Origin of the sequence: Bradyrhizobium tunisiense, assembly GCF_042263385.1 — a bacterium.
In the GTDB taxonomy this organism is placed as follows: Bacteria; Pseudomonadota; Alphaproteobacteria; order Rhizobiales; family Xanthobacteraceae; genus Bradyrhizobium; species Bradyrhizobium tunisiense.
Genome location: NZ_JBHLEV010000007.1, coordinates 117222 through 131500 on the forward strand (window position 1 = coordinate 117222; position 14279 = coordinate 131500).

Consider the following 14279-nt stretch of genomic DNA (forward strand, 5'->3'; position numbering starts at 1 on the left):
GCGGCCTGAACCGACCTGACCAAGAAGAGAGCGCGCGATGAACGCACCGACCACCGCCAACGAAGACCTGCTCTACTCCGTCCAGGACGGCATCGCGCGGATCACCTTCAACCGACCCCAGGCCCGCAACGCAATGACCTTCGCCATGTATGACCGCATGGCGGAGATCTGCCAGGAGATCAACGCGGATCGCTCGATCAAGGCGTTGATCCTGACCGGCACCGGCGATAAGGCCTTCGCCTCCGGCACCGATATCTCGCAGTTCCGCGCCTTCAAGACCGCGCAGGATGCACTCGACTATGAGGCCCGCATCGACCGCGTGCTCGGCACGCTCGAACAGTGCCGCGTGCCCGTGATCGCGGCCATTGCCGGCGCCTGCACCGGCGGCGGCGCCGGCATTGCTGCCTGCTGCGACCTCCGTATCGGCACCGAGACGACGCGGATCGGCTTTCCGATTGCGCGCACGCTCGGTAACTGCCTGTCGATGTCCAACATCAGCCGCGTCGTCGCACTGGTCGGTCCCGCCCGCACCAAGGATATGATTTTCAAGGCGCGCCTCGTCGAGGCGCCGGAAGCCCTTGCACTCGGCCTGCTCAACGAGGTCGTGCCCGACGTCGAGACACTTCAGCGCCGCGCGGACGAGACCGCAAAGCTCGTCGCCAGCCACGCGCCGCTCACGCTGGAAGCCACCAAGGAAGCGGTGCGCCGCATTCGCCGCACGCTGTCGCGTGAGGAGGGCGAGGACCTGATCCTGAAAGCCTACATGAGCGAAGACTTCCGCGAGGGCATGGACGCCTTCCTCAACAAGCGCACGCCGAACTGGAAGGGCAAGTAGCCCGCCTCCTTCGCTGGTTGGCCACTCCGGATGCGGCGGGGGCAGAAGCGAGTGCTGAAAGGCCAATCGTCGGCCATCCCGGGTAAATTGCAATTGTCACAACCGGTTCCACCCTCTGGAACGCAATCGCGTGCGCTCGCGATGACGGGGCCACGTTGACGACGCGGCGAGCTCAGGCATAAGATCGTGGAGGTTGCATGATGCCTTCTCGTATTCTTCGTGCCGACAGGCCGGCCAGCAAGTCATTTTAGGCCTGATCAAATTGATTGACCGACGTGAATTGTGTGAAGCGTTCTGACCGACCGTGCTGCAACCTGATGTCATTGAACTGAAGACATAGTGACGTAATTTTCGACGACGCGAGCCGCCTCCAATTTCATTGCTGCTGACCATCCCGACGCCAGGCGCGGCCTCGCGAACAAGCCAAGTTCCTAGATCAAGACCCTAAGCCAACGCTTTGATGCAAGACCGTTGAGTCCAGTCTGATTTCTCAGACCGATTAGTCACGTCGCCGCGCTCTCGTGCGGCAGCAATTTCATGGCAACGCAGGCAGGGATTTTTCCATGACCAACCAAACGCCGGTTTTCACCTCGTCATCCGCGACGGGCAGCTTCACCGAATTTGCCAACCTCAACGATTCAACAACGCTGCACACGCTGTCGGGGACGATGAGCTTCAGGGACGGCGACAGGACCGACACCCATACGACGTCGGTGACGCTGCATTCCGCCGTGGTCTCGGGCGGAACGACCGTTCCGGCGGCCTCGCTTGCGCATTTTCAGACCGCGATGCAATCGCAGATCCTGAGTGATTCAAACGGCTCGGGTCAGCTCAAATGGAGTTTCAGCGACCAGGACCAGGATTTCGACTTCCTGGCCAAGAACCAGACGCTTGTCCTGATCTATGACGTCAAGGTGTTCGACAATCACGGCGGCTTCGCCATCCGGACCGTCAAGATCACGGTCACCGGCACCGACGACAAGCCCGTCATCAACACGACGACGGCGGCGACGGTCACCGAGCAGGCCAACCAGACGCTGTCGCTCACGCCCGACACGATTCAGGTCGCGCTCAATTTCACCGATGACGACCTCGCCAATACCGGGCACACCGCGACCGTTACAGGCGTATCCGCCTCCGGCGCAACGGCCGGCCTGCTGCCGGGCTCTTTCGGCAATGCCGTGCTGATGTCGTTCTTCCACGTCGACAACGTCGTCAAGGCTTCCGGCTCCTCGACCGGAGTCATCAACACCACCTTCTCCGCGCCAGATCTCGCTTTCGATTATCTGGCCGCAGGCCAGCATCTTGACATCACCTACACGGTGCAGCTCGATGATCATGCCGGCGGGGTTTCCACTCAGACGGTGACCGTGACGGTGGTCGGCACCAACGACAAGCCGGTGTTCCTCGGGCCGCCGGACTGCGCGAGCCTGGTCGAGGACCAGAACCTGGATTCCTCGGGCAATCTGCACGCCAATGGCGATCTGCCTTTCATCGACATCGATCTCGCCGACGCCCATATGGTCTCGACCAGCGTGACGGCGACCCGCTCGGGCGGCGGCGCAATTCCGCTCACCAATGCACAGCTGCTCGCGGCGTTTGGCACCTCTCTCGACGATTCCACCGGTCACCTGTTCGGCGAGGTCGACTGGAATTTCGCGTTGCCCAATTCCTCAGCCAGTTTCCTCGGTGGCGGCGAGACACTGACGCTGGTCTATCACGTCACGGTCACCGATTCCGCCGGCGCCGCCACGACCCAGGACGTCACCATCACGATCCTCGGCATCAACGAGCCTGTCGTGATCACAAGTGGTCCACAATCCTCCACCGTGGTCGAGCAGGACGCCACCACGGGCTCCCCAGTCCTGGATACGACGCCGACGACCCCGGCGGGCACGCTCGCTTTCACCGACCAGGACACCGGCGACACGCATACGGTCACGGTGACGCTGGACTCGACCTCAGGACCAACGCCGCCGGCCCCGACACAGGCCGACCTCGCCGGGGCGCTGACCACGACGCTACACGATTCCACGGGCACCGGCTCTGGCAGCATCGACTGGAACTTTGCGATCCCCGATCAGGACCTCGACTATCTCGCGTTCAACGAGACGCTGACAGTGACCTACAATATCGTGGTCGCGGACGGCTCGACCAGCTCGACGCAGACGGTCTCCGTCGTCATTACCGGCGCCAACGACGCGCCGGTGGTCACGAGCGGGCCGGGATCGGCTTCGCTGTCCGAGCAGCCGGGCGTGACCGGATCCCCGTCGCCCAACACCACGAGCCCGGTGCCGACGGGAACGCTGAGCTTCAACGACGTCGACCTGTCGGACACGCATTCGATCAGCGTGGTGCTGGATTACGCTTTGTGGTCGGCCAACAGTTTCTCGGTCCCGGCGCAGACGCTGGTGGACCTCCAATCGGCGCTCTCGACGGTGCTGCACGATTCCACGGGCAGCGGCAGCGGCAGTATCGACTGGACTTTCAGCATCGCCGATGCCGATCTCGATTTCTTGAGCCTCGGCGAGACGCTGACGGTGCAGTATGCCGTCAACGTCTGGGACGGGTTCACCAATTCGGTCCAGACCGTCACCGTCACCATCGATGGTGCGGCCGATCCGCTGGTCCTCACGCCGCTGACGATCACGACGTCCGACACCGCGGGTCCGGATGCCGGCATGCCCATCGCGACCGGTGCCATCTTCGAGATCACCCAGCCGGTGGATTCGAGCACACCGCGGACCATTACCGAAATCAACGGCAGCGCTGCCAATGTCGGTAGTTCGGTGGCCGGTACGCATGGAACGCTGGTGCTCAACGCCGACGGCTCCTACGGCTATGTCGCGGACGCGTCGGTCGATGCGCTGCTCGCCGGCGAAAACGTCACCGACCAGTTCACGTTCACCGTCGACGACGGCCAGGGCCATCAGGCCTCGACCACGCTGACATTCGACATCGCCGGCGCCAACGACAATCCACAGGTCACCGCGGCCAATCTCAGCGGATCGATCACCGAGGACGCCGGCCCGCCGGTGATCCTCAACGGCGATTTCGAGATGGGCAATTTCGCCAACTGGACGGTGAGCGGCGGCGGCCACATCCACGTGACGCAGCTCGAGCTCGGCGGCAGCTTCGGCCATTATTCGGTCGAGCTGCTCCCCAACAGCAGCCCGGAAACACTGTCGCAGAACGTCGCGACCACGCCGGGCCAGCACTACTTCGTCAGCTTCGACGTCATCGGCGATCCCGAGAGCGTCAGCGCGCCGTTCACGGCGTCGTGGGATGGCGTGACGATCCTCGCGCTCGCCAACGTGCCGGCCGGCGTCAACCATTATTCCTTCGACGTGCTCGGCGACGGCCTGCTGTCGTCCACGCTGCTCCAGTTCTCCTATGAGAACGACGGCACCGGCATGATCCTCGACTCCGTCAACGTCAGTCCGGCGACGGGACCTGCCACCGAATCCGCCGCGGGCTCGCTGTCGTTCTCCGACATCGATCCCGGCGATACACACAGCGCCAGCTTCGTGCCGGGCGACGGCGGCTATTTCGGTACGTTCTCGCTCGATCCGGTCAGCGAGGCCGGCGGCGCCGGAACCGTCGCCTGGCATTTCACGGTCGACAATTCCGACATCCAGTTCCTGGCGCAGGGGCAGACGCTGACCCAGGACTATCTGGTGACGATCGCCGACAACAATGGCGGCTCGACCACGCAGAACGTCACCGTCACCATCATCGGCACCAATGACGCGCCGACCGCGGTCGGCGAGACCGTAATCACCGATGTCGGCCCCAACGCGACCGTCGAAATCCCCAGCTGGGCCCTGGCCTTGAACGACACCGACCCCGACACGATCGACCAGCTGTCGCTCGGCAGTATCACGGCGAGTTCCGGCGGCGGTGCCGTGGCGTTCGGGAATGCCTTCTTCAGCGATGACGCGACGCTCGGCGGCTCGTTCAGCTACACGACTTCCGACGGCTCGACGATTTCGTCCAATGTTGCGACCGCGACCATCATCAACAACGCGGCCGGCGCGACCGTCCTGACCGGCACCGGTGGCGATGACATCCTGATCGCCGTCAACGGAACCGAGACGATGAACGGGGGCAGCGGCAGCGACGTCCTGATCGCCGCCGCGGGCGGCAATGCCATGACCGGCCGCGGTGGCAATGACATCTTCGCTTTCCTCCAGCCGTCCGGTTCGAGCACGATCGGCGACTTCAACAATTCCATCGAGCAGGACCACATCGCGGTCTCGGCGAGCGGTTTTGGCGGCGGGTTGACGGCTGGGATGGACGTGACGTTCGAAACCTCGGGTGACGATGTGTTTTCGGGACTCTCCCAATTCCATTTCGACACCAGCAGCCAGACGCTCTATTACAGCGCCGACGGGACGCAAGGCGCGGCTGTTGCCGTGGTCAGCGTCCAGAGCGGCGTGATGCTCAATCAGCACGACATATTGGTCGTGTAGGCTCTGCCATCGAGCCGAGCCGCGGGCCCTACAGCGGGCCCGCGCTTTTTTGCGCCGCGCCATTCTCATTCCAAAGTCATAACCGGGATGACGCGGGGTGGCTTGAACTCGGCTGGATTACCCAGCACAATGGACGCCGAATTCGTCTCTGAATTTCCAATCCAAACAAGAACCTAGGGAAGACGCACGTGGGACATGGAATGAAGGCCGCAATTGCGCTTGCCGCCGCGCTTTGCGGCACGCCGGCTGTTGCGGCCTGGGAGCCGGCAAAGCCGGTCGAGATCGTGGTGGCGGCGGGCGCGGGTGGCGCCTCCGACCAGATGGCGCGGATGATGCAGGCCGCGATCCAGAAGAACAATCTGATGAAGCAGCCGGTGGTCGTCTCGCTCAAGGGCGGCGCCTCGGGCGCGGAAGCGCTGATGTACATGAAGTCCAGCGAGGGCGATCCGAACAAGGTGCTGATCGCCTATTCGCTGATCTACATGCTGCCGCTGTCGGCGAAGATCCCGTTCAACTGGCGTGAGCTGACCCCGGTTTCCGTGGTCGCGCTCGACCAGTTTGTGCTCTGGGACAACAGCGCTGGCCCCAAGACGGTGAAGGAGTTCGTCGCGGCCGCGAAGGCGGCGAGCGCGCCGTTCAAGATGGGCGGCACCGGCTCCAAGCGCGAGGATCACGTGCTGACCGTCTTCCTGGAGCAGAAGACCGGCGCGAAGTTCTCCTATCTGCCCTACAAGTCCGGCGGCGAGGCCGCGACCCAGCTGGTCGGCAACCACACCGAAGCCAACGTCAACAATCCGTCCGAGAATCTCGAAGTCTGGCGTGCGGGCCAGGTGCGTCCGCTCTGCGTGTTCGACAAGGAGCGCATCGCCTACACCACCAAGGTGACGGAGACGCAGTCCTGGGCCGACATCCCGACCTGCAAGGAGGAGGGCGTCGACGTCCAGTATCTGATGCTGCGCGCGATGTTCCTGCCCGGCAAGGTCACGCCGGAGCAGCAGGCTTTCTACGTCGATCTCTTCCACAAGGTGACGCAGACCGCCGAGTACAAGGAGTACATGGAGAAGCAGGCGTTGAAGCCGATCTTCCTCACCGGCAAGGACATGGTGCAGTTCCTCGAGGAGGACGATGCCGTCAACAAGTCGCTGATGACGGAAGCCGGATTCGTCGCGAAGTGACCTCTTCACCTCGCCCCGTTCGCGGGGAGAGGTCGGATTGCATCGAAGATGCAATCCGGGTGAGGGGGACTCTCCGCGAGTCCGACTTTCACTGTCCCCGTGGAGACTCCCCCCCACCCCGACCCTCTCGCCGCACGCGGGGAGAGGGAGGATTGACCGCACTCCGTCCCTGACAGCTCATGTCCCAAACCGATCTTGAAATCGTCGTCGACGATCCGACCGCGCCTGAAGACGACTCGCCTTCTGTCGTCTCTAGAGGCACGATCGAGATTGTCGTCTGTCTCCTGCTGTTCGCGCTAGCCGTCACGCTCGGCTACGACAATTGGCGAACGGGCGCGGCCTGGGATGCGACCGGGCCCGAGCCCGGCTATTTCCCCTTCTACCTCTCCATCATTCTCGGCGGCGGCAGCCTCTACGGCCTTGTCGCGGCGCTGCGCACGCAGCGCGCGGTGCGCCAGACCTTCGTCACGCGCGCGCAAGCCCGCCGCGTGATGGCGGTATTCGTGCCGACGCTGCTGTTCTGCCTGGTGATGCAGTTCCTCGGCCTCTATGTCGCAAGCTTCCTTCTGATTTCCGGCTTCATGCGCTTCGTCGGCAAGATCGCGCTGTGGAAGTCACTGCTCACCGCTCTCGTGTTCACGGCGATCATGTTCGTCACCTTCGATGTCGCCTTCGACGTCATCATGCCGAAAGGGCCGCTCGAAGCGGCCTTCGGTCGCTAGGCGGGTCCCGCGATGGAAGCTCTCGGTCTCCTGCTTCACGGCTTCGCCGTCCTGCTGACGTGGAAGACGCTCGTGCTGATGATGGTCGGGCTGGTGCTCGGCATCTTCGTCGGCGTGCTGCCGGGGCTGGGCGGCCCCAACGGCGTTGCGATCCTGTTGCCGCTCACCTTCACGATGGATCCGACCTCGGCCATCGTGATGCTGTCCTGCATCTATTGGGGCGCGCTGTTCGGCGGCGCGATTACATCGATCCTGTTCAATATCCCCGGCGAGGCCTGGTCGGTCGCGACCACATTCGACGGTTATCCGATGGCGCAGCAAGGCAGGGCGGCCGAAGCGCTGACCGCGGCGTTCACGTCCTCCTTCATCGGCTCGCTGGTCGCGGTGATGCTGATCACCTTCCTCGCGCCGATGATCTCGTCCTTTGCGCTGAAGTTCGGCCCGCCCGAGTTCTTCGCGGTGTATCTGCTCACCTTCTGCTCCTTCGTCGGATTGGGGCGCGAAGCCAAGCACAAGACGGTCATCTCGATGTCGCTGGGGCTGCTGCTGGCCGGCATCGGCATGGATACCGTATCGGGCAATCTGCGCATGACCTTCGGCTCGGCCGAGCTTCTACGGGGCATCAACTTCCTGGTCGCGGTCATCGGCCTTTTCGGCATCAGCGAGATTCTGCTGACGATGGAGGAGCGGCTGGCGCTGCGCGGACACGCGGCGAGCATCTCGCTCCGCGTCGTGCTCGGCGTCTGGAGAGATTTGCCGAAATATTGGATGACGCTGCTGCGCTCCTCTTTCATCGGCTGCTGGCTCGGCATCACGCCGGGCGGTGCGATCGCTGCCTCCTTCATGGGCTACAATTTGGCAAAGCGCTTCGCCAGGGACCCCGAGGGTTTCGGCAAGGGTCGCATCGAAGGCGTGTTCGCGCCCGAGACGGCGGCGCATGCCTCCGGCACAGCGGCCTTGCTGCCGATGCTGGCGCTCGGCATCCCCGGCTCCGGCACCGCCGCGATCCTGCTCGGTGGCCTGATGGTGTGGGGCCTCAATCCCGGCCCGCTGCTGTTCGTCGAGCACAAGGACTTCGTCTGGGGCCTGATCGCCTCGATGTATCTCGGCAATGTCGTCGGCCTCGTGCTGGTGCTGACGACGGTGCCGATCTTCGCCTCGATCCTGCGTGTGCCGTTCGCCGCGGTGGCGCCGATGATCGTGGTGTCCTGCGCGATCGGCGCCTATGCGATCCAGAACGCGATGTTCGACATCTGGCTGATGCTGGGTTTCGGCGTGGTCGGCTACGTCTTCAAGAAGATCGGCATCCCCTTGGCGCCGTTCACGCTGGCGCTCGTGCTCGGCAACCGCGCCGAGGACGCCTTCCGCCTGTCGATGATCGGTTCGGGTGGCAACCTCAAGGTGTTCTGGTCGAATGGGCTGGTCGGCTCGATCACGACATTGGCGATCGTGCTGCTGTTCTGGCCGGCAATCGACGGCTTGCTCGCCCGTGTCGGATTGACGCAGGGGAGCAAGCCAGCGTCCAGCTAGGGAGAAATATCTTTAAAATTCAACGGTATAATGGCGGTGTCGCCCTGGTCCTAGCCGCTATACGCCGCGATTATTTCTGGTTGTTGCTGGCCCGGCACAGCACTTGGGCACGCCTCGACGTATGGTTTCATCACGAAATTGTGCAGCGGGGGGATTCTCCATGAAGCGGATTGTGATTGGAATGGCGGCGGCGATGTCGCTGTTTGCGACGGGCGCGGTTGCTGCCGATCTCGCGGCAAGGCCCTATGTCAAGGCGCCTATCGTCGATCCGGTCTGGAGCTGGACCGGCTTCTATGTCGGCGCCAACGGCGGCTACAGCTGGGGCCGTTCGCGCACCGACGTCTCCTATTTCAACACGCCAACCGGCGCACCGATCGCGCCTCCGGCCGGGTCAATCACCAGCGCGGCGTTCGACATGAACGGCGGTATCGCGGGCGCCCAGGCCGGCTACAATTGGCAAAACGGCAACTGGGTGTACGGCATCGAGGGCGACCTGCAATGGTCGGGTGAAAGAGGCAGCGCCCTATATTCCTGCGCCCCTGCAGCAGGGCCCGTTCCGGGCGTCTGTAATCCCCTTCTGACGTTCCTTCTTCCCGGGACCGTCGGCGGCACCACCTTGGCAATCGACCAGAAGCTGCAGTGGTTCGGCACGTTGCGCGGTCGCGTCGGCATCTTGGCCACCCCGAAGGTGCTGTTCTATGGCACCGGCGGTCTGGCCTTCGGCGAGATCAAGACCACCGGCACCATGACCGGCCTCGACGGTTTCAGCCTCCCGATCACGTCGGTCGCCTCGAACAGCACTACCCGTGCCGGCTGGACCCTCGGGGTCGGCGTCGAAGGCAAGATCACCCAGAACTGGAGCGCTAAGCTCGAATATCTCTACATGGACCTCGGCCGCTTCAGCTCCGGCCCGTTCACGCTGGCGCCGGGCTCGGACATCAGCGCCAACGTCTCCTCGCACTTCACCGATCACATCCTGCGCGCAGGCATCAACTATCAGTTTGGTGGCCCGATCGTCGCCAAGTACTGAGATCAACCGAGGCGTCCAACAAGAAGCAAAGCCCGGCCTCGCGCCGGGCTTTGTCGTTGGAGACGGTGCAAATGATGTTCACACCACCTTCGCGTCCCGCAGCCTGCTGATCTCGTCCGCACTGAGGCCGAACTCCTTCAGCACCTCGTCGGTCTGCTCGCCGAATTCCGGTGGCCGCGCCACCATCCTGCTCGGCGTGCGTGACAGCGTCACGGGCTGGCCGACCAGGCGGATCTGGCGGCTCTCGTCGTTCGGCACGTCCTGCGCGATGCCGAGATGCTTGACCTGGGCGTCCTCGAACATCTGGTCGATGGCGTAGATCGGCCCGCAGGGCACGCCGGCCTCGTTGAGCTCGCGGACCCAGGTCTCGGTCGACTTCGTCACCGTGTGCTTCTCGATCTCGGCGTTGAGGGCGTCGCGGTTCTTGGAGCGGGCAGGGGCCGTCGCATAATCGGGATGGGCATAGAGCTCCGGCGCGCCAATCGCCTGGGCGCAGCGCTCCCAGATCCGCCCGCCCGTCGTGGCGATGTTGATGTAGCCGTCCGAGGTCTTGAACACGCCGGTCGGGATGCTGGTTGGATGGTTGTTGCCGGCCTGCTTGGCGACCTCTTTCTCCATCAGCCAGCGCGCTGCCTGGAAGTCGAGCATGAAGATCTGGGCCTGCAGCAGCGAGGTCTGCACCCATTGGCCCTTGCCCGAGACCTCGCGCTCGAGCAGCGCGGTGAGGATGCCCATGGCGCAGAACAGGCCGGCCGTCAGATCGGCGACGGGAATGCCGACCCGCATCGGGCCTTCGCCCGGTGCCCCGGTGATCGACATCAACCCGCCCATGCCTTGCGCGATCTGATCGAAGCCGGGCCGCTTGTGATAGGGCCCGTCCTGGCCGAAGCCGGAGATGCTGCCGTAGACGATGCGTGGATTGATCTCGGCGAGACTCCCATAGTCGATGCCGAGCTTCTTCTTCACGTCGGGCCGGAAATTCTCGACCACGACGTCGGCCTTGGCGGCGAGGCGCTTGAACACGGCGAGCCCGCGCTCGTCCTTCAGGTTCAGCGTCATGGCCCGCTTGTTGCGATGCAGATTCTGGAAGTCGGAACCTCGGCGCGGGCCGCCCGGCTGCTCGCCGCCGGCGTCCTCGGTCAGCGCGTCGATCTTGATGACATTCGCCCCCCAGTCCGCCAGTTGCCGCACGCAGGTGGGCCCGGAGCGGACGCGGGTCAGATCGAGCACGGTGAAGCGCGACAGGGCTTCCGAGGCATGCGGAAAAGGCATCTTGAGTGGCTCCGGGGCAGATTGCGGGCCTACCATAGTGTCGAAAGATCATGCGACAAGCCGGCCCGGCGCCGATGCAGCCTGCCGAAATGCCATGCCTGATGCGGTGCCTGAGATCAGCGCGAGAGGCGCTTCAGCTCCGCGCGCGCGCGTTCGGCGAGGGGGGCATCGCCGTGACGGGCGATGAAGAGCTCGAAGGCCTCCCGCGTTCCCTTCCGGCGGGCGGCTTCGTATTCCTCTGCCACGGCGGCGGCAGGATCTCGGGCCATCGGCATGGAGGGCGCGCGTCCCGCCTTGCCGTTCTCGTCCGCATTGGCCTTCTCCACCATGGCGGGCAGTCCTCCGAAAGATTGGTGATCCAGTCCGGCCAGCGCGATCAGAGTACCGAACAACAGACCGGCCAGGAACGAACGTCGTTTCATTGAAACCCTGCAAATGACGCGTGCCGCGGGAACTGAGGGACCGTATGACTACGGGATTTGATGGCTAACATAGTCTTATGGAAGGCGCGCGGACGCCGCTGCCCAATTTAAACCAAACGTTTAACTCCCAAGCTAGAATCATCTGCTTTATTCTGAATCGCGCGATGCGTTGCTCTGGAGAGTCCATTGGCTACCGCCGTTAATGTCAGTGCCACCAACAATGCCGAGATCGACGGCCTGCTGTCCGGCGTCAAATGGACCGGCACGATCACCTATAGCTTTCCCGACGCATCCAGCGACTACCCCAATCCCTATTACGGCGGCGACAGCGAGCCGACCACATCGGGCCTTGCCTCGGCGCTCACCCAGATCAAGGCGGCGATCAATTACGCGGTCGGGCTGATCCTCAGTTACACCAACGCCAACATCCAGTACGCGGGAACGAACGGCGCCGACATCATGATCGCGCAGTCGCCCGCGGCCAATCCAACGGCCTATGCCTACTATCCCGGGAATTATGCGTCCGGCGGCGACATCTGGTTCGGCACTCAATACAACTTCTCGCTCGCCAAGCTCGGCAACTATTACTTCACGACCGCGATGCACGAGCTCGGCCACGCCCTCGGTCTCAAGCACAGCCAGGAGGTCGGCGGCCCCGGCAACGTCGCTGTGCCGAGCGCGCACGACAGCAGCGAATATACCGTCATGAGCTATCGCAGCTATGTCGGCGCTTCGACTACGAGCGGCTACACCAACGAAGCGTACGGATATTCGCAGACCTACATGGCCAACGATATTCTCGCGCTCCAGGTCATGTACGGCGCGGACTACACGACCCAAAGCAGCAACACCGTCTACACCTGGAATCCGACCACCGGGCAGCAGTTCATTAACGGCGTCGGGCAGCTCGCGCCGGGCGGCGGCGTCGGCGGCTCGGCCAACCGCGTCTACGAGACGGTCTGGGACGGCGGCGGCGTCGATACTTACGATCTGTCGAACTACACGACGAACCTGAGCATCAACCTCAATCCCGGTGCCTCGTCGGTGTTCTCCTCCGTGCAACTGGCCAATCTCGGCAACGGCCATTACGCATCGGGCAACGTCTACAACGCCTATCTGTACAACGGCGACGCGCGCTCCTACATCGACAACGCCACCGGCGGGTCCGGCAACGACACGCTGGTGGGCAACGCGATCGCCAACGCGCTGAACGGCGGCGGCGGCAACGACACGATCGTCGGCGGTGCGGGCAACGACGGCATCAATGGCGGCTCGGGCAGCGACACGGCGGTGTATTCGGGCAGCCGGGCCAACTACCTGGTCTCGTATAATTCCGCGACCCAGACGTTCACTCTGACCGACCAGCGCAGCGGCGTGCCCGATGGTACCGATACGGTCACCGGCGTCGAATATTTCCAGTTCGCGGGCGTTACGGTTGCCGCCGCCAGCCTCGTGCCGAGCGCGATCGAGACGTTCGGATCGACGAGCGTGGCTCTGACGGGCGGTAACTATTATCTGAACAGCATCTCGACCGGCACCGGACCGGTCCTGAAATATGCCGGCGCCGCGGTGATCGCGGCCAATTACAGCACGTGGTCGGTCATCGGCGCCGAGCAGGTGACGGGCGGCGGCTACGACGTGGTCTGGAAGAATTCGGCGAACGCCCACTATTCGGTCTGGAGTACGGACAGCACCGGCAATTTCATCACGACTCTCGGCTCGGCTCCGGAGATGCTGGGGACGGACGCCTCGCTACAGGCGCTGGAATCGACGCTGCAACAGGATCTCAATGGCGACGGCACGACAGGGGTGGTCAGCATCCCCATCGTCAGCGGCGTCGAGATCGAGACGTTCGGATCGACCAGCGCGGTCCTGTCTGGTGGAAACTATTACCTGAACAGCATCTCGACTGGCACCGGACCGGTCCTGAAATATGCCGGCGCTGCGGTGATCGCGGCCAATTACAGCACGTGGTCGGTCATCGGCGCCGAGCAGGTGACGGGCGGCGGCTACGACGTGGTCTGGAAGAATTCGGCGAACGCCCATTATTCGGTCTGGAGCACGGACAGCAACGGCAACTTCCTGACCACGCTCGCCGCGGCTCCCGAAGTGCTGGGCACCGATGCGTCGCTGCAGGCGCTGGAGCCGACGCTGCATCAGGATATCAACGGCGACGGCACGATCGGTCTCGCCTTGGTTCCCGTCAACGGCGTCACCATCGAGGCATTCGGAGCGACCCGTGCAGTCTTGTTTAGTAGCAACTACTATCTGTACGATGCGGCCGGTACCGGCCCCACCTTGAAATACGCTGGCTCGGTCGTGAATGCGGCCAATTACAGCACGTGGTCGGTGATCGGCGCCGAGCAGGTGTCCGGCGGCGGCTACGACGTGGTCTGGAAGAACTCGGCGAACGCCCACTATTCGGTCTGGAGCACGGACAGCAATGGCAACTTCCTGACCACGCTCGCCGCGTCTCCGGAAGTGCTGGGAACCGACCCATCCCTGAAGGCGCTGGAGCCGACGCTGTACCAGGACCTCAATGGCGACGGTGCCATCGGTGCAGCGCCGCCCGCCACGGCGGGGGCCGGGACGTCCGGTGACGGCTTTGCGTTCAACTTCACCGAGGGCGGGACCCCATTGACCACTTCGTCCGAGCTACCGGATGCCATGCCCGCGCCAGCCAATGTGCAGACCACGTCGGAGCAGTGGTCTCAACTGACGGGAAGCCACGACACGGCTGCTGCGTTCGACATAGTGGCCGATTTTCTTCACAACCTGCACGGGCCCGGCTTCCTGCTGAGCTGACGGCATGGGTCTCGTC

General features: G+C 63.6%; 9 protein-coding genes. 7 read left to right on the forward strand and 2 right to left on the reverse strand.

Annotated elements, in window-relative coordinates; translation table 11 throughout:
* The first annotated feature begins 37 nt into the window (after window positions 1–37).
* The 6 genes from ACFDR6_RS27000 to ACFDR6_RS27025 all read left to right on the forward strand — a co-directional run bounded on the left by ACFDR6_RS27000 (window position 38) and on the right by ACFDR6_RS27025 (window position 9764).
* On the forward strand, window positions 38–835 hold the full coding sequence (locus ACFDR6_RS27000) for an enoyl-CoA hydratase/isomerase family protein (protein ID WP_317243217.1): 798 nt from the start codon (window positions 38–40) through the stop codon (window positions 833–835).
* Between the two features lie 563 nt (window positions 836–1398).
* The gene (locus ACFDR6_RS27005) at window positions 1399–5307 is read left to right on the forward strand and encodes a beta strand repeat-containing protein (protein ID WP_375860114.1); all 3909 of its coding nucleotides are present in this window, start codon (window positions 1399–1401) and stop codon (window positions 5305–5307) included.
* Window positions 5308–5507: 200 nt separating this feature from the next.
* Window positions 5508–6482: a Bug family tripartite tricarboxylate transporter substrate binding protein gene (locus ACFDR6_RS27010; RefSeq protein ID WP_317243219.1), complete on the forward strand. Its 975-nt coding sequence runs from the start codon at window positions 5508–5510 to the stop codon at window positions 6480–6482.
* 179 nt (window positions 6483–6661) lie between these two features.
* Entirely contained in the window at window positions 6662–7204 is a 543-nt protein-coding gene (locus ACFDR6_RS27015; protein WP_375860115.1) for a tripartite tricarboxylate transporter TctB family protein, read from the forward strand.
* A gap of 12 nt (window positions 7205–7216) precedes the next feature.
* Window positions 7217–8734 (forward strand): tripartite tricarboxylate transporter permease, encoded by a 1518-nt coding sequence (locus ACFDR6_RS27020; RefSeq protein WP_317243221.1) that lies wholly within the window; start codon window positions 7217–7219, stop codon window positions 8732–8734.
* Between the two features lie 160 nt (window positions 8735–8894).
* Entirely contained in the window at window positions 8895–9764 is an 870-nt protein-coding gene (locus ACFDR6_RS27025; RefSeq protein ID WP_317243222.1) for an outer membrane protein, read from the forward strand.
* A gap of 78 nt (window positions 9765–9842) precedes the next feature.
* On the opposite strand, the gene ACFDR6_RS27030 is transcribed toward ACFDR6_RS27025, so the two are convergent.
* Both ACFDR6_RS27030 and ACFDR6_RS27035 read right to left on the reverse strand, forming a co-directional pair.
* Window positions 9843–11036, reverse strand: a complete 1194-nt coding sequence (locus tag ACFDR6_RS27030) for a CaiB/BaiF CoA transferase family protein (protein ID WP_317243223.1) — start codon at window positions 11034–11036, stop codon at window positions 9843–9845.
* Window positions 11037–11152: 116 nt separating this feature from the next.
* On the reverse strand, window positions 11153–11458 hold the full coding sequence (locus ACFDR6_RS27035; RefSeq protein WP_375860116.1) for a hypothetical protein: 306 nt from the start codon (window positions 11456–11458) through the stop codon (window positions 11153–11155).
* Between the two features lie 186 nt (window positions 11459–11644).
* Here ACFDR6_RS27035 and ACFDR6_RS27040 point away from each other — a divergent pair, with 186 nt between their 5' ends.
* On the forward strand, window positions 11645–14263 hold the full coding sequence (locus tag ACFDR6_RS27040) for a M10 family metallopeptidase C-terminal domain-containing protein (protein WP_375860117.1): 2619 nt from the start codon (window positions 11645–11647) through the stop codon (window positions 14261–14263).
* Window positions 14264–14279 lie beyond the last annotated feature (16 nt).